Origin of the sequence: Coxiella endosymbiont of Ornithodoros amblus (assembly GCF_019425495.1) — a bacterium.
Classification (GTDB): domain Bacteria; phylum Pseudomonadota; class Gammaproteobacteria; order Coxiellales; family Coxiellaceae; genus Coxiella.
Genome location: NZ_VFIV01000025.1, coordinates 1 through 17,642 on the forward strand (window position 1 = coordinate 1; position 17,642 = coordinate 17,642).

Consider the following 17,642-nt stretch of genomic DNA (forward strand, 5'->3'; position numbering starts at 1 on the left):
TTCTTAGCCTTTTAGCCGGGACTCCCGTGACTTCGGCTGTGAAAGCCCTCGATTCTTTGTCTGTCAGTAGACGGCCCACGCACGGGAACGACGGGGTCTAGTTTTAGTCTTTACCACTTGTGGGTAACGATAGGGTAAGGCTTAGAGCCTCTTGACCTCTCCCGTTGGGATGAAAGAGGTCGTATCAGTGATAATTTTATTACTTTCCTACTCGGTCGATTTCTTTTTGAAGGTTCTGCTGTGAGGTGGCGCCTGGTATAAAACTGAATTTGGTTAAGGTTTTGTTTCTAATAACGAACGTCGGGGTGCCCGCTAGCTCCAGCGATTGAGCTAATTGGAAATTATCACGCAGTTGTTTTTGAGTAGCAGGATTGCTCATCTCTTTCTTTAGCTGAGCGAGATTTAATCCTAATTTTTCTGCGGCTTAGAGGGTGATTTGTTCTGATAATTGTCCGTGAACACTAAGCAGCGCATCGTGAAATCATAGCATTTCCCTTGTTTAACGGAATTCATAGCTTTGCAATGCCGTATTGATAATCGAAAAACTCGACTAATGTAACATTCCCTGCGGATTGCCTGCCACTGGTAAGACAGGGTCGTTAAATAGTTTTTTGTATTTTCCTTGATTGCTTTTTGGGGCATGTGCCTGTTGTTGTGCTTCTGTTTTTTTTTGCCACGCTTGGGATACTTCTAGCAAAACTTCTGGGTGGTTGACTAAATAATCGTGGACGATCCTCTGTATGTCTTTGACTTGTTGGGGAGAAAAACTGGATTGAGAAAGGGGGCGGCTATCGCCACGCCTTCGGTCAAGGTTCCGGCTAAAAATAATGCACTCAAATGGTTCTTCACGATCTATTCCCCTTAGAGTTAAAAATTATTCCTCTGTCATAGCGGTTCGGATTTTCTGCATGGCGTTTTTTTCAAGCTGCCGAATACGTTCGGCAGAAACAGCGTATTGTGCTGCTAGTTCATGAAGCGTTGATTTTTTTTCATTTAACCAACGCTGACATAGAATATCTCGACTTCGATCATCCAATGATTGCATTGCATCGCGTAATCGGTGTCCCTGATCGTCAGCCCAGTTGCTACGTTCTAATTGAAGGGCTGGGTTGTAACGTTTGTCTTCAAGATAATGCGTAGGGGCGGTGCCCCAACAACTGGGGGTACTACCGCTGTTACTTTCTTCGTCAGCGCCGTCAAAGGCTTCATCGTAACTATTTAGCCTTTCTTCCATTTGGCGAACGTCTTTCGTGCTGACATTTAATTCTTCTGCCAATGCAAAAGCTTCGTGATCGCTAAACCAGCCCCGTTTTTTGGCGTGTTTGCGCAGGTTGAAAAAGAGTTTTCGCTGCGTTTTGGTGGTAGCAATTTTAACGATACGCCAGTTTTTCAGAATAAATTCATAAATTTCTGCGCGAATCCAATGCACAGCGAAAGACACTAATCGTACGCCGACTTGAGGGTCAAAGCGCTTAACCGCTTTCATTAAACCGATGTTGCCTTCTTGAATGAGGTCTGCTTGCGAGAGGCCGTAGCCTGAATAACCGCGGGCAATTCGCACGACAAACCGCAAATGCGAAAGCACCAATTTGCGGGCAGCTCCTAGGTCATTACTTTCTCTGAATTTATTAGCTAAGTCGTATTCTTCCTCCGCACTGAGCAGCGGCATTCGGTTCACCCAGCTGATGTAGCTACCTATACTCCCAATTGACAACGAGCGTTCTTCAACGCGTGTGAGAAATTGACTCATGGCTTATTTTGCTCAAAATTTGAATATGTTATTTAATTGAGGGCTAATTCTAACACCGTTTTTGAAGAAGTGCTATACCACCTCAAGCCATTGACACTTTCCAGCTTTTCTATTAAGAGTGCCTGTCATTTCGTAGTCGTATTGCTTAGTACAAGCCCCGATTAAACAGTCGGCAAAATCTAAGGCATTTTTTTGTATATTTCTAAAGCTGCCCAGGCGATGCCAGAATTTTCGAAAGAAAATTGATCAGTTTTTAATACTGCTTCAATGATTGTTATTAATTCTTCTTTTGTTATTAATAATCTTCTAGTTTCCATGTTAGTTTGCATAAAACAATGAGGCCGACAAAGACTTCTTTGTGGCGTTGGATATAATTGAAGGCGGAGTGTGCTTGTACGTCATTATCGTGGACTAAAATTCGTACAAGAAGGTTAGTATCAAGGGCTTTCATGGTTTTTACAATACCGTAGATTTGTTTAACACCGGGGGGTCTCTTTGCGGCCATGATAACTTTCCCGTCAGGCTCAATAATAAACTCAACGTTATCGTCGGTATCGATACAGAGAAGTTTTCTTAATTACCTTTGTCAAAGTGATTTGCCCTTTACTGGGGAGTTTTGCTTACGTCATTATAATTCTTTACAGTCATGTACACTTCATTATAGCGTAGGAAATTAGAAGCGACAATTTCCTTTTCTAGCAAGAGGACCTGAGAGAGGCCTTTCTTTCTATAGGATATTGAATAATTTTGCTTTTCGGGGATGTCTTTTCAATAAATACGGCCAAATTATTATGAATATGGCAGAGTGTTTAAAGACGTTCTACGGCGTTTAAGTGTCAAAATAAATAGAAAGCTAGGAGCCGCATAGCCCATGAGGATAGAAATAAAATAATAGAAACTCCCGTTTTTATGCTTAATCCATGGATAGCATAGTGGTAATTGTAAGTGGCTGCTAACAGTAAGGTTGGGGAGGCGCTTTCTAGCAGTAAAATACTTACCAAAAACCACGCTACGCAGCCGCCTAGGAAGCCATAAAAAAATCGCGATATAAAAGCGGGCACCGAATGAAAGAGGGAGTTGCCACGATCAGCTTGAGAATGGTAATTTCTTGCCGATAATTGTTCGTGGCGAGGCGAATAGTGTTACTACCGATATGAGAATAACACCGACGCTTAATAGAATTGCTAAAGTGTCCGTTATGCGTTGCCCAAGCGTAATTAAAGTGGTTTGAGCATTCCACCCATGCAAAATCTAATTGCGCAACGTCAATCAGCGGTAAGGTTTTTTAAATCCAATAGTAACTGTTGTAATGCGGCAGGATTATTTTTTATGTAGGGATAATGGTGAGCACGGGCGGTTAATACCATCGATTTTTAACTCACTAAGCCAATTTTCTGCGGAAGTATATTGGATGTTTGAAATATCGCTGTGATTCTTAAGTTGGGCAATCACTTATTTTTGAATTGGGCGTATTTAATTTGAGGTAAAGTGAAATAGTAAACTTTCCATTCCATGGTGTACTTAAGGTTTTGAATTTTGTAAGAATAAATAAAACCCTGTCGGCAAAGCCATTGTCACTCCAATAACAGCGATTGTTATTATGCTAGCTAAGGGCGTTCGAATTAATTCCCCCCAATCCATAAGGCAAGCGCAGCTATGATTAACGATCCATAAAATTAAACGATTAAAATATTTTTGATCGTGTTTATTCATTCCATTAACCGCCCTTCTTTTACAGTAATGATCCGATATTAATGGAGCAATAAGTGACAAATTGTGGGTCGCGATGAGAATCGTAACCTCTACGGTATTGAAAGCTTCAAACAAACAGATAATTTTTGAAGATAATTCGGGATCTAAATTTCCCGTTGGTTCATCGGCAATGACTAACATCGGTTTATTAACAATTGCACGCGAGACACTGATGAGCCGCTGTTCACCGATAGATAAAGAAAAGGGGTATAATTTTTCTTTTTTTAATAAACCGACTTTATCCAATGCGGCGTCTTAAACAAGGAATTTCTCTCTTAGATAAGCGCGATAAATTGTGGTTGTTAATATAAATTTGTCCGCGTGTAATGGTTTCTATCATCGTTAGCTTTAATAAAGTCAAGTCGTTTTGCCTGCACCGGAATGACCGGTTAAGAACGCCATTTCGCCTTGTTTCAATGTGAAAGAAACATTATTTAAGTGCTTGGGCGCCCATTGGGATAATTTTTGGTGATGTTGACAAAACGGATCACAAATGATTATTCTTTAAACAAAGCAGCGATGAATTCTTTTGCATTAAAAGGTTTCAAATCTTCGATTTTTTCTCCCATTCCGATAAAGCGAATGGGTAGTTGCATTTTTTTGGCGATGGAAAAAATTACGCCGCCCTTAGCGGTACTGTCTAATTTGGTGATGACGATGCCAGTCAAGCCAATCTGTTCATGGAACTGTTCCGCTTGATTAATTGCATTTTGTCCCGTGCCGGCGTCGAACACTAATAACGTTTCCTGTGGTGCATCGGGATTAATTTTTTTTATTACGCGCTTAATTTTTGCTAGTTCGTTCATGAGGTGGGATTGCGTGTGCAATCGGCCCGCTGTATCGGCAATTAGAAGCTGGTAATGCCGTGCCGTGGCCGCTTCCATCGCATCGTAAATCACCGAAGCGCTGTCAGCCCCGGGTTGTTGAGCGATCACAGGAGCATTATTACGCTTTCCCCATATTTGTAATTGTTCAATAGCTCCTGCACGAAAAGTATCGCCCGCTGCTAGCATCACCAGTTTTTTTTGTGATTGATAAAAATGAGCGAGCTTTGCAATGGTGGTTGTTTTTCCTACACCATTCACGCCGACGGTTAAGATAACAAAGGGCGATGCGTTAATTTCTAAGAATTTTTGGCAAGGCTCTAAGATATTGAGTAACTCGATTTTTAAAGCATCAATTAATGCCTTAGGATCGGAAAGCGATTTTCGAGCCACTTGTTGGGAAAGATCATTAAGAATTGATTGAGTAGCTTCTATTCCTATATCCGCGGATAATAGGATCATTTCCAATTCCTCCAACAAAGAAGCATCGATCGTTTTCTTTCCAAGCACGAGGTTGCTTAGCCCATCCGTCAATCGACTGCGTGTGCGCTTGAGACTTTCATTAAGTCGGCTGAGCCATCCTTTTTTTGGTTTTGAAATTTCGTTATTTTTATCGAGTGGCGGTTTTGATTTTGAAAAGCCAAACATCGGTGGAATTCCTGTTAAGAAAGCGTTACAATGTCTGTATGCTATCGTAGCATGTAAACTATTCAGGCACCTAATGTGCGTACAAGGCTATAAACGTCCAGTTTTCAGCTGAGGTGGGGGTAAGGTTTGCGAAGACCGCCCAGTGTATACAAATACATGAGCACTTTGAGCGGATTTTTCGTCTTAGATTGGCCAAAATGGGCATTTCTATCCAATAGGCTGAACCATGGAACGTTAAGTGGAACAGAGCCGAGCTGATGAGCAGTAATAGAAACAGATACCGCTGGATTATTAGTTTATTACTGATGCTGTGTTTTGATTTTGTGCAAGCCGGTTCTATCCATGCGTATCAGTTAAACAATGGGCTTAAATTAATCGTCAAAGAAGACCATCGAGTGCCGATGGTTTTTACTTCCGTGTGGTACAAAGTCGGTGGTAGTTATGAGCACAACGGCGTTACCGGCGTTTCGCACGTATTAGAACACATGATGTTCCGCGGCACTCAAAAATACCCCGCCGGTGCGTTTGAAAAAGAAATCAGTGATGTAGGTGGTGAACAAAACGCCATGACCGCTGATGATTTTACCGTTTATTTTGAATGCTTAAGTGCAGATCAGCTGACCGCGGCCTTCCGATTAGAAGCCGATCGTATGCACAATTTATTATTGAGTAAAAATGATTTTGATAAAGAAATCCAGGTCGTGATGGAAGAGCGGCGCATGCGTTATGACGATAATCCCACGAGCTTAGCATATGAACGTTTTATGGCAGCAGCGTTTGTTAATAGTCCTTATTACCACCAAGCCATTGGGTGGATGACCGATTTGCAACACATGACAGTGCAAGACGTGCGAGATTGGTACCATGCGTGGTATGTTCCCAATAATGCCATTGTCGTGGTTGTCGGTGCTGTAAATCCGGAACAAGTATTAGCCTTGGCGAAAGCATACTTCGGCCCATTGGAAGTAAAACCAGTACCCCACTTAAAACCACGGATTGAAGTTCCACCCTTGGGTACAACGTCTGTTAATATCGAAGTGCCTGCTCGGCTACCAATGATCATGATGGGTTATCAAACGCCGTCGTTAAGCACGACAAAAGAAAAATGGCAGCCGTATGCACTTGATGTATTGTCTACTCTGTTGGGCGGCAGTGGCAGTTCGCGTTTTTCGTGCGATTTAATTCGCGGGAAACAAATGGCGAGCCAGGCTGCAACGGACTATCAACTTTATCAACTTCACAGTAATCAATTTTTTTTATTTGGAATTCCGGCGCGATCTCATTCTATTGCTGAATTAAAAGAGGCATTTACCAACGAAATTAAAAAGCTTCAAACTGACCCGGTAAGCGAAGAAGAACTCAAGCGCGTGAAAGCACAAGTGACCGCGCAAAATATTTATAATCAAGATTCGTTAATGAATCAAGCGATGGACATCGGAGGGACAGAGGTGATTGGTTTATCCTGGCAATCTTCGCAAGATTATCTGAAAAATATTGAGGCGGTAACGGCGCAGCAAATACAACAAGTCGCTCAATTGTATTTAATTCCGCGCCGCCTTACGATTGGAGTTTTGCAACCGACAGGCGAACCCACTCAACCCGCCCTCGTTCAGCCGTTACCGGCAGGGTTACACTGATGCGTTTGCTTATTGTTATCATCAGTTTATTCATTTCATTGAACGTTTTTGCGAGTGAATCCACACCCCTTGTAAATATTCAACATTGGGACACAAAAAACGGTGCAAAAGTTTATTTCGTTCGATCGTCAGAAATTCCGATGGTGGATATTCAAGTCGTGTTTGCGGCTGGTTCGTCGTACGATGGTCAGGCGTGGGGCTTAGCTTCATTTACTAATTCAATGTTAGCAGAAGGAACGGCAACGCAGAATGCGGATCAAATCGCCACGGCTTTTGACCACGTCGGTGCTCAATATGCTAATGGTGTTGATCGTGATATGGTGATGCTTAGTTTGCGAAGTTTAACGAGACCAGATTTTTTGAAACCGGCACTAAAAGCTTTTGCTGATGTCTTGGTTGGGCCTACTTTCCCGCAAAAAGCTTTTATTCGAGTGAAGCACCAACTGTTATCCAATATTGAATACAATGAACAGTCGCCAAATGTTGTCGCTTCAAAAGCTTTTTATTCGGCTATTTATGGAACGCACCCCTATAGCCATCCCCCGGAGGGAACGATAAAGACTATTAATGCCATAACGAATGATGAAGTGAAATCGTTCTATCAAAAATTTTACGTGGCTAATAATGCTAACGTAGTGATCGTCGGCGATTTAACTTGCGAACAAGCACAAGGAATCGCCGCACAAGTGATTGGCGCTTTTCCAACTGGAAAACCGGTGTCGGTGCTACCCAAAGCGATAACAGCAAGCGGTATGTTGCGGCGACAGATCCCTTTTTTAGCGCAACAAACCACCATTATTTTAGGACAAGTGGCCATTAAACCGGCTAGCGCTGATTATTTCCCTTTGGTGGTCGGCAATCAGGTATTGGGAGGATTGCCTTTATCCTCTCTTTTATTTAAGCAAGTGAGGAACCAACGTGGATTGACTTACGGGGCTTATAGCCAATTGGCGCCGTTAAAATACGGCGGTCCTTTTTATATTTCTTTACAGACCCGCAAAGATAAAGCAGTCGATGCCTTAAAAATCACCCAGTCTGTTTTGCAGCATTTTGTAGAAAAAGGACCTACGTTATTGCAACTACAAGCGGCGAAAAAAAATCTCATTGGTAACCTTCTATTGCAATTGTCCACGAATGTCAGGGTATTGGCGAATGTCACTAATATGGTTTTTTATGGGTTGCCATTAGATTATTTAGATACTTATCGTCAAAATATCCGAGCGGTAGATACGAAGCAAGTGACCGCGGTATTCAAGAAGACTATTCACCCTGCCAAGTTAAGAATCGTTGAAGTAGGATCGTCAACTCCTCTGAAGGGGGATAGTGCAGGCACCCTATATTACCATAAGCGGGAGTGACGAAACCAAAAATTAAAATGGCTAGGACTTGAAGATAATGATAAAATGGTGTTGAGGATTCTTACAATATTTTTCTAAAGCTAAAAAATGGGTGGTAAACTAAGAATCATTGGTGGAAAATGGCGCAGCCGAAAAATTGATTTTCCGGATTTACCCGATTTGTGCCCCACCACAGATCGCATTCGTGAAACCTTGTTTAACTGGTTAGCCCCTTATATCGTTGATGCGCATTGTCTGGATTTATTCACTGGCAGTGGTTCCTTGGGATTCGAAGCCTTATCTCGTGGAGCGGCAGAGGCCACCTTTGTTGATCATTCACGTTATGTGATTGATAAATTAATAAAAAATGTTGATGCTTTACAAGCCAGAAATGCTCAAGTACTTTGCGGAGATTTTGCAAGCGTTATCCCTTCTTTAACCGCAACTTCTTACAATATCGTGTTTCTCGACCCCCCTTTTTATAAAAACCTTGTTGAAAAAGCCGCTATTCATTTGGAAGACAGCAAGCTATTGGTCTCGAATGCTTTTATTTACGTAGAAACTGAGAAAAATCTAAAGCCATTGCCACTTCCCAAAACTTGGAAAATCTATCGTGAAAAAGCGACTTCAAGTTTGGCCTATTACTTATTCGAACATCTTCCTCACAAGAATGGTTTTGAAAAAGGGTAAAATACGGGAAATAACGTCAATTTCCCGTATTCCGCTTCGCTCATATGTACATGGACCCTTGTTGTCAATAATCAGTTTTGATGAGAAGAAGCGGTTGCATTACCAATTTTAAAAAAATAGAAATTTTATGTTGCCACATTATAAAGCCCTCTTTAAGGGGTGGCACTTTTCATTGGTCTACCTTTCTACCTCAAGGGGTTTCTAAATTTTTGTGGGAGTTAATATTTCGTTCAAATTTTGAAGGTAAAATGTATTTTTTAAATTGAAACGAATTATAGATTAATGTCGCGATTATTCCCCTAAAGCCAAGAGAGGAAGGGGAAAAGGAGCCGGAAATTAAATACAAATTTAGCGACGTGTACTTTTTTCAGCAGATGAAAGAGACTTATGAACTAACTATTGATGAAGGTTGGGAGTTACTTTTTCCTTTCCCGTCAGACTTTGATCGATTAACGGCAATACAGAAAATTGAGCTATTAGAAATTAAAAACGGTGGTGGTCAGTCTCTTAATCAATTATTAATGAAAAACTTATCCCAGAGGAAAGCTAAGTATTTAGATTTTTTCCCATCCTTCGAGAATCTTAGGGAGAAAGCAAAAGTGGCCGGAATAAATCGGAAAGAATTTTTCACTTAGTGCGAGAAATATATCTTTATCCTAGAGGGGCAGAAAAAAAGATTTATTTACTAACTTGCCACAGTAGTTACTAATTTGTGAACTGCCTGGCTGTGGTAAATGATGTTGACCAATGGTTGGAAAGTTTATGGAAAAACTTACGGGATGGAAAGAAGGATGGATATTGTGTTTGATTTATTAATCGCCTTTTGTAATTTGATTTTTTTACTCCTAGATGGAATTCTTGAAATATTAGAGAATACTAATAGTCGCAATCGAGCCTATGGGCATTTCGCGATGGATCGATCAGGATGGGATGGTGAGAAAGGGGTAAGAATTAGAGAAAAATATGTGGAGTTGTTGGTTAGTTTAGTTGAAAAAGATTTATTGAGTTGTGTCCAACAATTGTTGGATAACAGAATCAGTTAAGGAGAATGACTCTCCGAATGCGAGTTTTTTCTTAACTTTAAAGCTCCAGATTTTGTAGGACGTTTTACGGAAGAATTTAAAAAATAGAAAAAATTAGGAAGAGAAACAATTGTATTGTGAGAGGCTTAAAGATTTAGCTTTTGAAGTAGAGATGAACAGCCTATTGAAAACATATAAGACATTATAATAAAGAAATGGATCTGTGCCTCGGGAATTTTAATGGATTTTCTTTTCCTCATCGTCATTCTGATAGGACTATTATCTGGTTGGAATTTATTGTCGATGAATCTTCACAAGAATAGAATGCTTACTTATTTGAGGCGTTTTAATTATTTCCCCAAGAACAACACTTATAAAGAGACTTTGCTGAGATATTATCTGAAGAAAGCCTTATTAAAATATGATTAAATATGTTGTTCCAATTTTATATGGTTATAGCGCTTCTCCGGTTGAATTTAATGTTTTGTATACCTTGTGAAAAAGCAGAATCCTTTTTATTCACCACAATTGATCGCTTTTGGTATTGGTTCAACACATTTTCTCGAAGTGACTACTGCGGATGACCAATTACGTACGCCATTAACTATTACCTCGTATTAAAAAGCGTTGCCGAGAAGGTCTCGATTCTTGGTCACTCCGCGGTATGGCTTTTGGCCTTTAAAATAGTTGAGCAATATGCGGTCGATAATTTAATTTTGTCTGGCCCTAATTTGGCTGCTTTAAAAAGTGATCTCCGTATTCGTCGCTTATTGTTGATTCCTATAACGAGACAATTTATCCAACTTTTCAGACCTTATTTCGTTAAGCCGATTCGTACGGGTCGTAGCACTAATGTTAGATATATTAGATCCATCGGGCGTTAAATCTATCTTTCATTTACAACCTTGTTCACACGCGGGGTGTTATCCATTTGGAATTACAAGATCATTGGATTTAAGTAAAATGAAATATGGTTGCTGCTATTTGCTTTATGGGAAATATGATTGAACCGTGGATATCGCGGAAATCAAAACCCTACTTGCTGATTATCATTTAACTTATTTACAGGTCATCAATATGAAAATTCTACCCATCTGCTACATGAGATTCATTTTATTTTTACTTGGAATTAGGATTACTAAACGTCTAAATTCTCCACCGCCAACGCATTTTGTTCAATAAAAAGGCGACGAGGTTCGACTTGGTCGCCCATTAGGGTGGTAAAAATCTTATCGGCCATGACGGCATCTTCAATACTCACGGATAATAAACGACGACTTTCGGGATCCATCGTTGTTTCCCAAAGCTGGTCGGGATTCATCTCACCTAACCCTTTGTAGCGTTGTATATTCAGGCTTTTTTTTCCTTCCTCGATAAACCATTCAAGCACTTCGCCGAAATGAGTAATTGTTCGGCATTTGTCGTGGTGCACGATATAAGCCCCCGGCTCGATGAGGTCAGAAATTTTATTATATAAATCAATAATATGACGGTAATCCGCGCAGCCGAAAAATTCTTGATGGAAAAGGTGTTGCTGTGCAAGGCCGTGATTAATAATCGTAACTATTGGTAAATACAGCTCCCGTTCGTCGTCTTTTTTGATGATAGTTTGATAACGGAGGCTATTTTCTGTTTTGGGTTCGTTTAACTGTTCCTCCAACCGCTGTGTCCAAGCAATGACTTTTTTCTCCTCACTCAAATCTGCAGTGGTTAAAGGGGGAAAGTTCAGCAGCCGTTTTAGTATATACAGAGGGTAGCGTTTACCCAATCGATTAATACTTCGCATTGCAGTGCGATAATGGGTCGCCAAGCTCTCTAGCGCAGAACCTTGGATAGCGGGTGCTTGAGGTGCCGGATGAAACTGAGCACCGTCCAACGCCAATTGGAGCAACAACGCGTCTAAAGCGAGATCGTCTTTAACGTATTGTTCTTTTTTACTTTTTTTAACCTTATATAGGGGAGGTTGTGCGATGTAGATATGGCCACGCTCAATGAGCTCAGACATCTGCCGATAGAAAAAAGTGAGTAGCAAAGTGCGGATATGTGAACCATCGACGTCGGCATCGGTCATGAGGATAATCCGATGATAACGGAGCTTATCAGGGTTGTATTCTTCTTTGCCAATACCGCATCCAAGGGCAGTAATTAACATGCCGACTTCCGCAGAAGAAAGCATTTTGTCAAAACGGGCCTTTTCAACGTTTAAAATTTTACCTTTGAGGGGCAAAATGGCTTGATAGCGTCGATCGCGCGCTTGTTTAGCCGAACCGCCAGCAGAATCACCTTCTACCAAGAACAACTCGCATAGAGCGGGATCTTTCTCTTGGCAATCGGCCAGTTTACCAGGCAGTCCCCCCACCAAATCTAATACGTTTTTGCGTCGCGTCATGTCCCGTGCTTTACGGGCAGCTTCTCTGGCACGAGCAGCATCGATGACTTTCATTGCAATGATTCGGGCTTGTTTAGGGTTTTCAAGCAAGTAATCGTGCAATTGTTTAGCAACGGTAGATTCAACCACGGGTTTAACTTCTGAAGAGACCAATTTATCTTTGGTTTGCGATGAAAATTTTGGATCGGGTACTTTAACTGAAAGGACTACTGTTAAACCTTCTCGGGTATCATCCCCGCTGATAGTGACTTTGCTCTTTTTAGCCAGTGCTTCTTCTTCAATATAATTGTTGAGGGTACGCGTGAGAGCAGCTCGGAAACCTGCTAAGTGGGTGCCGCCGTCATTCTGAGGGATATTATTCGTAAAGCAAAAAATAGTTTCTTGGAATCCATCGTTCCACTGAATGGCAACTTCCACGACGATATCGTTCTTTTCAGTGGAAAAATGGAAGACGTCTGAATGGATGGGGGTTTTTTTCTTATTTAAATGTTCAACGAAAGCTTTTATGCCACCTTCGTATTCAAATGTATCACCTCTGCTGGTGCGCTCATCCGTCAATTCAATGCGGATACCAAGATTGAGAAAAGCAAGCTCCCGTAGGCGTTTTGCGAGGATATCGTAGTGAAATTCCGTGTTGCTAAAGATAGCATTGCTTGGTTTGAATCGGATTTCAGTACCCGTTTTGTCACTTTTTCCGGTTACTGTCAAAGGAGCTTGCGGGACACCGATTTTGTAGGTTTGGTTATAGACGTTACCGTTTTGGCGAATCGTCATATAGAGTTCTTCTGATAAGGCATTAACCACTGAAATACCGATGCCGTGGAGTCCGCCGGAGACTTTATAAGCATTTTTATCAAATTTACCGCCTGCGTGAAGGACCGTCATAATAACTTCGGCAGCAGATCGGCCTTCTTCTGGGTGGATGTCTGTGGGAATGCCCCGGCCGTTATCCCGTACGCTGACAAAACCGTCAGCATGAATGGTGATCCAGATATGGGTGCAAAAACCTGCTAGAGCTTCGTCGATAGAGTTATCAACAACTTCGAAGACCATGTGGTGAAGGCCGGAGCCATCGTCAGTATCTCCAATATACATCCCGGGGCGTTTACGAACGGCATCTAAGCCTTTTAGGACTTTAATAGTGGAAGAATCATATTTTTGTGCTGCGCTCACGCTCATTATCGCTCCGTGCTAAGATCAGGGGTCACTGTGTTCCAAGTGATTTTTTTAGGGTGGAATTGTACCATAGATTGGAGCTTCTGTGAGGATTTTTTTTATAGGATTAAATTATTTAACACTTTAATTTTAAACTAAATAAGTCAGAGGTACTTTGTATGAAATCCTATTTACGTTTCGCGTGAAACATTGGTTCGGACTCGTTCTATCTAATCCTGTAGCCTGTATGGAGTGAAATGGAATACAGGCTACATAACCTCTCCTCTCTAACTTGAGCTTTTCAACATCTCATTTGGGGGTATCTTGCATTGAAAAAACAGTTATATGTGAATACACCTGTTGTTTTCCAGTAAAATCTGACCAACCACTGAACGTTGAAAGCTCAAATTAGAGAGAAGTGAGGTATAGGAGTGACTTTGCCTTGTTCCACGTGGAACAAGGCGCTGTGAGAGGGGAGGTTTATGTCGTTGGGGTCAATTCCTGAAATGAATACCTGAGATTCTAGACAACTAACTAAATCAATCACGGAATCGCGTTTATTCGCATCCAATTCGGCAGGTAAATCGTCGATTAAATAAATGGGACTAATGCCGGTTTTTTCTTTAAGAAGAAGCCCCTGGGCGAAATACAAGGCGTAAGTAACCAGTTTTTGTTGACCTTGCGAAAGGATATCTTGAGCAGGAAGATCGTGAAGGGTTAATCGAAAATCCGCGCGTTGTGGGCCGGCTTGTGTGTAACCCCGTTGAAGATCTTGCTTCAGGTTAATTTGAAGTTGTTCCATTAAAGAATACTTCTCTGACCACCCACGGAAATAGTGACCGATTAAAGGGCGTGTCGGCAAAAATTTTTGAAGCATCTGGGTAAATAAGGGTTTAAATTCTGTAACTACATTTTGACGCAATTGATGAAGTCGTTCGCCATCCTCGATTAGCATTTTATCCCAATGAGTAATTTCTCCTAGTGGAAGTTTTGCTTTAAGCGCTGCATTGCGCTGTTTTAACGATCGCTGTGAGCGTTGCCAAATCGGAAAAAAGGAAGGTTCCACGTGAAACATTAACCAATCCAAAAATTGACGTCGGACTCTGGGGCCATCAAGCAAAAAACGATGGCTCATTGCGCTTAAAGAACAGAGGGGTAGTCGCTTTGCCGCTAAAAACCAACTCGAAGCAGTTTCGCCATTAATTCTTAAACATCGATCGCCGTGACGGTCTCTTTCTACACCAAGTGGGATAAATTGTGTGCCGTTGTAAAGGATAATAAAAATTAAAAATCTATCAGTATTATCTTGAATCAAACGTTGAGGAAGATGAGTGCGAAATGATCGCCCTACACTGAGGTAATAGATTGATTCGAGAATACTTGTTTTCCCAACACCGTTTTGACCAAAAAAAAAGTTAAATTGAGGATGGGGCGTGATGTTGACATCCGTCAAATTTCGGAATTGATTAATTTTTAATGACTCAATATACGGCATTCGACTATAGGCGCATAGGCATAACTACAAAAGCGCTGTCCGATGGATTCTCAACTTCGTTGATTAAAACGCTGCTATCGGCCGTTGAAAAGGTTAATCGAATGTTTCCAGAGTTAACTACATTTAGAATATCGAGCAAATAACCGACATTAAAACCAATGTCTAAATTTTCTCCCGTATAGTTGATATTAATTTCTTCTTCGGCGGCTTCTTGTTCTGGATTGGTGGCTAAAATTCGCAATAATCCTTGTCGAAGCTCGAAACGGACCCCTTTAAACTTTCCATTGCATAAAATAGCTGTTCGACTGAGGGCCTGTTTTAGAATATCCCGATCAATAACAAATTGTTTATCGCCATCCTTCGGAATAACGCGCTCACAATCCGGAAAACGGCCCTCAATTAATTTAGAAGTAAACGCAAAGTCGTTAGTAGAAACCCCGATGTGATTATTCCCAATTCGGATAGTGGCTAGCACTTCATCTTCCCTGAGTAAACGCAAGAGCTCAATAATTCCTTTACGTGGGATGATAATTTGTAAACGGTGCTCTGTGTTTGTTTGAGCCAGTAAAGTATTAGCGGCTAGGCGGTGCCCGTCAGTGGCAATAGCGCGTAATTTGTTAGGGTAAGTTTCGAGCAATAAGCCGTTCAAATAATACCGAACGTCCTGTTGGGCCATCGCAAAATGGGTTCGGTGTAAGAGATGGCGAAACGTCCCTTGAGGGAGAGAGAGTTCAAGCTGACTTTTACGTCTTTCTATAGCGGGGAAGTCTTCCGAAGGCAGAGTAGAAAGCATAAAGCGACTGCGGCCCGAGCGAAGAATAATTTTTTCTTTATCGCGATAAAGCTCGATAGGGGCGTTGTCGGGCAAAGCGCGGCAAATATCTATTAATTTTCGGCCAGGAATGGTGAGGCGAGAAGATTGTGTTGAATGTTTATCCAATTTGGTTTGCCCAATGAGCTCGACTTCAAGATCGGTGCCTGTAATAGAAAGTTGATCCGTTTCAATAGAGAGCAGAACATTGGAAAGAATGGGCAAGGTCTGTTTGCGATCGACAACCCCGATAACCAATTGTAACGGTTTTAATAATGTTTCACGGATCAAATTTAATTTCATAGGCTACCCCCAAAAAAAATATTAGTACTTTAAAATAAATAAATGCCTTAGTGTTATTCTCGATAAAGTTGTAAAACCCTTAATGCTACTTTCACACTTCCTCTCCTGGAAGCGGAAGAGGCTAGGGGAGGGCAAAGAAGCGTGGTAGTTAGTTTTTAAAATCCCCGCTCCCCCTAGGGAGAGGGGACAGTTCTTTTAGCCAACTTCTCTTTACCCCGACAAAATCCGCATCAAATTTTTATAATCTTCTAAGATATCCAGCGAGGTAGCAAGCAATTCTTTTACTTTGCGACAGGCGTGTAAGACCGTCGTGTGATCTCTACCTCCAAAAGCATCACCAATTTCAGGAAGGCTGTGATTAGTAAGCTCTTTGGCGAGAGTCATGGCCATTTGTCGGGGGCGCGCGACCGAGCGATTGCGTCGTTTTGCTAATAGATCGGCCACTTTAATCTTATAATATGCAGCCACCGTTTTCTGGATATTTTCAGTGGTGATCAATCGAGCTTGAAGCGTGAGTAGATCCTTGAGTGCCTCACGGGCGAAGTCAACCGTTATCGATTGCGCCGTAAAGTGGGCGTTAGCGATCACCCGCTTTAAAGCGCCTTCCAGTTCCCGCACATTGGATTGAATATGCTTGGCGATGAAGAAAGCAACTTCATGGGGAAGATTTACCTTCAATTGTTCTGCTTTTGAGACCAAAATTGCCACCCGTGTTTCCAATTCGGGTGGCTCAATGGCGACGGTCAAGCCCCACCCAAATCGAGATTGGAGACGCTCCTCTAATCCACTAATTTCCTTGGGGTATCGGTCACAGGTTAAGATGATTTGCTGTTGACCATCCAATAACGCGTTAAAAGTATGGAAGAATTCTTCTTGTGATCGATCCTTGCCTGCAAAAAATTGAATATCATCAATTAACAGCGCATTTAAAGAGCGATAGAAGCGCTTAAACTCATTCATTGCATTGTGTTGCAACGCTTTGATCATATCAGCAACAAATCGTTCTGAATGGAGGTATAAAACTTTTTTACTCGAATCTTTTCTCAAAATAGCGTTGCCAACAGCGTACATTAAATGTGTTTTACCAAGCCCGACACCTCCATAAATAAAAAGAGGATTATAAGCTTGTCCGGGATTTTCAGCTACCTGGGTGGCGGCTGCTCGTGCTAATTGATTCGATTTGCCTTCGACAAAACTATCAAAAGTAAAATTATTATTGATATTTGCTTGGGTGTGAGAAATCGTAGTGTTCCCAGGGAAAGGGGCTGCGTTTCTATGAGAGGGCTCATGGTAATTTTTGATTGGAGTTTCTGTGGACTTACTTCCTATTTGAAGTCTTATTTTAGGAGGTGTATCGGATAGCTCGTCCAAAAGTTCTGTGATGCGGTTTAGAAAACGCTCATTGATCCAATCCAAAACAAATCGGTTTGGTGCGAGTAGTAGTAAACCATTTTGTTTGGATTCGATAGCATGCAGCGGACGAATCCACGTGTTGTATTGTTGCGGCGGAATTTCGTCGCGCAAATAAGAGAGACATTTATCCCACAATGAGATTGGTAATGACATAATCATGCAAATTCAGAAATTTTGGAGTTTGTAAGACACTCAATTCTATCTCGCTGTGGATAACTTATCTAGGGTGGAAAGAAAAGAAATTAAAGTTTAAATTGTTCATATTTTTAGCGAATTGGCCTTAGAATAAAAAAACAACCCAATGAAAAGTGCGCTCTTTAAAGGGGGCGTTATAATGCGCCAACACAGAATTTCTATTTTAAATAAAGAGCATGTGATGAAAGATATTAAAATACTTGGTGTTGATATTTATTGCA

At 41.4% G+C, this 17,642-nt stretch carries 13 protein-coding genes and 4 pseudogenes; 7 read left to right on the forward strand and 10 right to left on the reverse strand.

What is annotated here, in order from left to right; translation table 11 throughout:
* Positions 1-199: 199 nt before the first annotated feature.
* From FIV31_RS04470 to ftsY, 6 genes and pseudogenes are all read right to left on the reverse strand, one after another.
* Positions 200-849, reverse strand: a pseudogene (locus FIV31_RS04470) (DsbA family protein).
* Between the two features lie 25 nt (positions 850-874).
* Positions 875-1,750 (reverse strand): RNA polymerase sigma factor RpoH, encoded by an 876-nt coding sequence (gene rpoH / locus FIV31_RS04475; protein ID WP_280123960.1) that lies wholly within the window; start codon positions 1,748-1,750, stop codon positions 875-877.
* A gap of 295 nt (positions 1,751-2,045) precedes the next feature.
* Entirely contained in the window at positions 2,046-2,255 is a 210-nt protein-coding gene (locus FIV31_RS04480; protein WP_280123961.1) for a hypothetical protein, read from the reverse strand.
* 304 nt (positions 2,256-2,559) lie between these two features.
* Positions 2,560-3,463, reverse strand: a pseudogene (locus FIV31_RS04485) (cell division protein FtsX).
* Positions 3,460-3,993 (reverse strand): annotated as a pseudogene (locus FIV31_RS04490) (cell division ATP-binding protein FtsE). The pseudogenes FIV31_RS04485 and FIV31_RS04490 overlap by 4 nt, the downstream one beginning before the upstream one ends.
* Before the next feature lie 6 nt (positions 3,994-3,999).
* Entirely contained in the window at positions 4,000-4,974 is a 975-nt protein-coding gene (gene ftsY / locus FIV31_RS04495) for a signal recognition particle-docking protein FtsY (RefSeq protein WP_280123962.1), read from the reverse strand.
* A gap of 257 nt (positions 4,975-5,231) precedes the next feature.
* Here ftsY and FIV31_RS04500 point away from each other — a divergent pair, with 257 nt between their 5' ends.
* From FIV31_RS04500 to FIV31_RS04525, 6 genes are all read left to right on the forward strand, one after another.
* Positions 5,232-6,611: a M16 family metallopeptidase gene (locus tag FIV31_RS04500; protein ID WP_280123963.1), complete on the forward strand. Its 1,380-nt coding sequence runs from the start codon at positions 5,232-5,234 to the stop codon at positions 6,609-6,611.
* Entirely contained in the window at positions 6,611-7,969 is a 1,359-nt protein-coding gene (locus tag FIV31_RS04505; RefSeq protein ID WP_280123964.1) for a M16 family metallopeptidase, read from the forward strand. The genes FIV31_RS04500 and FIV31_RS04505 overlap by 1 nt, the downstream gene beginning before the upstream one ends.
* Positions 7,970-8,056: 87 nt before the next feature.
* Entirely contained in the window at positions 8,057-8,638 is a 582-nt protein-coding gene (gene rsmD, locus FIV31_RS04510) for a 16S rRNA (guanine(966)-N(2))-methyltransferase RsmD (protein WP_280123965.1), read from the forward strand.
* A gap of 374 nt (positions 8,639-9,012) precedes the next feature.
* The gene (locus tag FIV31_RS04515) at positions 9,013-9,273 is read left to right on the forward strand and encodes a hypothetical protein (RefSeq protein ID WP_280123966.1); all 261 of its coding nucleotides are present in this window, start codon (positions 9,013-9,015) and stop codon (positions 9,271-9,273) included.
* A 99-nt stretch (positions 9,274-9,372) separates the two neighbouring features.
* Positions 9,373-9,681: a hypothetical protein gene (locus FIV31_RS04520; protein WP_280123967.1), complete on the forward strand. Its 309-nt coding sequence runs from the start codon at positions 9,373-9,375 to the stop codon at positions 9,679-9,681.
* 474 nt (positions 9,682-10,155) lie between these two features.
* On the forward strand, positions 10,156-10,281 hold the full coding sequence (locus FIV31_RS04525) for a hypothetical protein (protein WP_280123968.1): 126 nt from the start codon (positions 10,156-10,158) through the stop codon (positions 10,279-10,281).
* A gap of 517 nt (positions 10,282-10,798) precedes the next feature.
* On the opposite strand, the gene gyrB is transcribed toward FIV31_RS04525, so the two are convergent.
* From gyrB to dnaA, 4 genes are all read right to left on the reverse strand, one after another.
* Positions 10,799-13,228 (reverse strand): DNA topoisomerase (ATP-hydrolyzing) subunit B, encoded by a 2,430-nt coding sequence (gene gyrB / locus FIV31_RS04530; RefSeq protein WP_280123969.1) that lies wholly within the window; start codon positions 13,226-13,228, stop codon positions 10,799-10,801.
* 379 nt (positions 13,229-13,607) lie between these two features.
* The gene (gene recF, locus FIV31_RS04535) at positions 13,608-14,699 is read right to left on the reverse strand and encodes a DNA replication/repair protein RecF (RefSeq protein WP_280123970.1); all 1,092 of its coding nucleotides are present in this window, start codon (positions 14,697-14,699) and stop codon (positions 13,608-13,610) included.
* Positions 14,700-14,703: 4 nt separating this feature from the next.
* Positions 14,704-15,813 carry a DNA polymerase III subunit beta gene (gene dnaN / locus FIV31_RS04540; protein WP_280123971.1) on the reverse strand — a complete coding sequence of 370 codons (1,110 nt, stop codon included), beginning with the start codon at positions 15,811-15,813 and terminating at the stop codon, positions 14,704-14,706.
* A gap of 210 nt (positions 15,814-16,023) precedes the next feature.
* Positions 16,024-17,379, reverse strand: coding sequence for a chromosomal replication initiator protein DnaA (gene dnaA / locus FIV31_RS04545; RefSeq protein ID WP_280123972.1), 1,356 nt, complete (start codon positions 17,377-17,379; stop codon positions 16,024-16,026).
* Between the two features lie 21 nt (positions 17,380-17,400).
* Between dnaA and FIV31_RS04550 the strand changes: the two are divergent.
* Positions 17,401-17,476: pseudogene (locus FIV31_RS04550) on the forward strand (hypothetical protein); the annotation flags it as partial.
* Positions 17,477-17,642 lie beyond the last annotated feature (166 nt).

What these genes read in the sequence shown, in the direction of transcription:
- rpoH (WP_280123960.1), bottom strand. Translation starts at nt 1,750, where the DNA reads ATGAGTCAATTTCTCACACGCGTTGAAGAACGCTCGTTGTCAATTGGG.
- FIV31_RS04480 (WP_280123961.1), bottom strand. Translation starts at nt 2,255, where the DNA reads ATGGCCGCAAAGAGACCCCCCGGTGTTAAACAAATCTACGGTATTGTA.
- ftsY (WP_280123962.1), bottom strand. Translation starts at nt 4,974, where the DNA reads ATGTTTGGCTTTTCAAAATCAAAACCGCCACTCGATAAAAATAACGAA.
- FIV31_RS04500 (WP_280123963.1), top strand. Translation starts at nt 5,232, where the DNA reads ATGAGCAGTAATAGAAACAGATACCGCTGGATTATTAGTTTATTACTG.
- FIV31_RS04505 (WP_280123964.1), top strand. Translation starts at nt 6,611, where the DNA reads ATGCGTTTGCTTATTGTTATCATCAGTTTATTCATTTCATTGAACGTT.
- rsmD (WP_280123965.1), top strand. Translation starts at nt 8,057, where the DNA reads ATGGGTGGTAAACTAAGAATCATTGGTGGAAAATGGCGCAGCCGAAAA.
- FIV31_RS04515 (WP_280123966.1), top strand. Translation starts at nt 9,013, where the DNA reads ATGAAAGAGACTTATGAACTAACTATTGATGAAGGTTGGGAGTTACTT.
- FIV31_RS04520 (WP_280123967.1), top strand. Translation starts at nt 9,373, where the DNA reads ATGATGTTGACCAATGGTTGGAAAGTTTATGGAAAAACTTACGGGATG.
- gyrB (WP_280123969.1), bottom strand. Translation starts at nt 13,228, where the DNA reads ATGAGCGTGAGCGCAGCACAAAAATATGATTCTTCCACTATTAAAGTC.
- recF (WP_280123970.1), bottom strand. Translation starts at nt 14,699, where the DNA reads ATGCCGTATATTGAGTCATTAAAAATTAATCAATTCCGAAATTTGACG.
- dnaN (WP_280123971.1), bottom strand. Translation starts at nt 15,813, where the DNA reads ATGAAATTAAATTTGATCCGTGAAACATTATTAAAACCGTTACAATTG.
- dnaA (WP_280123972.1), bottom strand. Translation starts at nt 17,379, where the DNA reads ATGTCATTACCAATCTCATTGTGGGATAAATGTCTCTCTTATTTGCGC.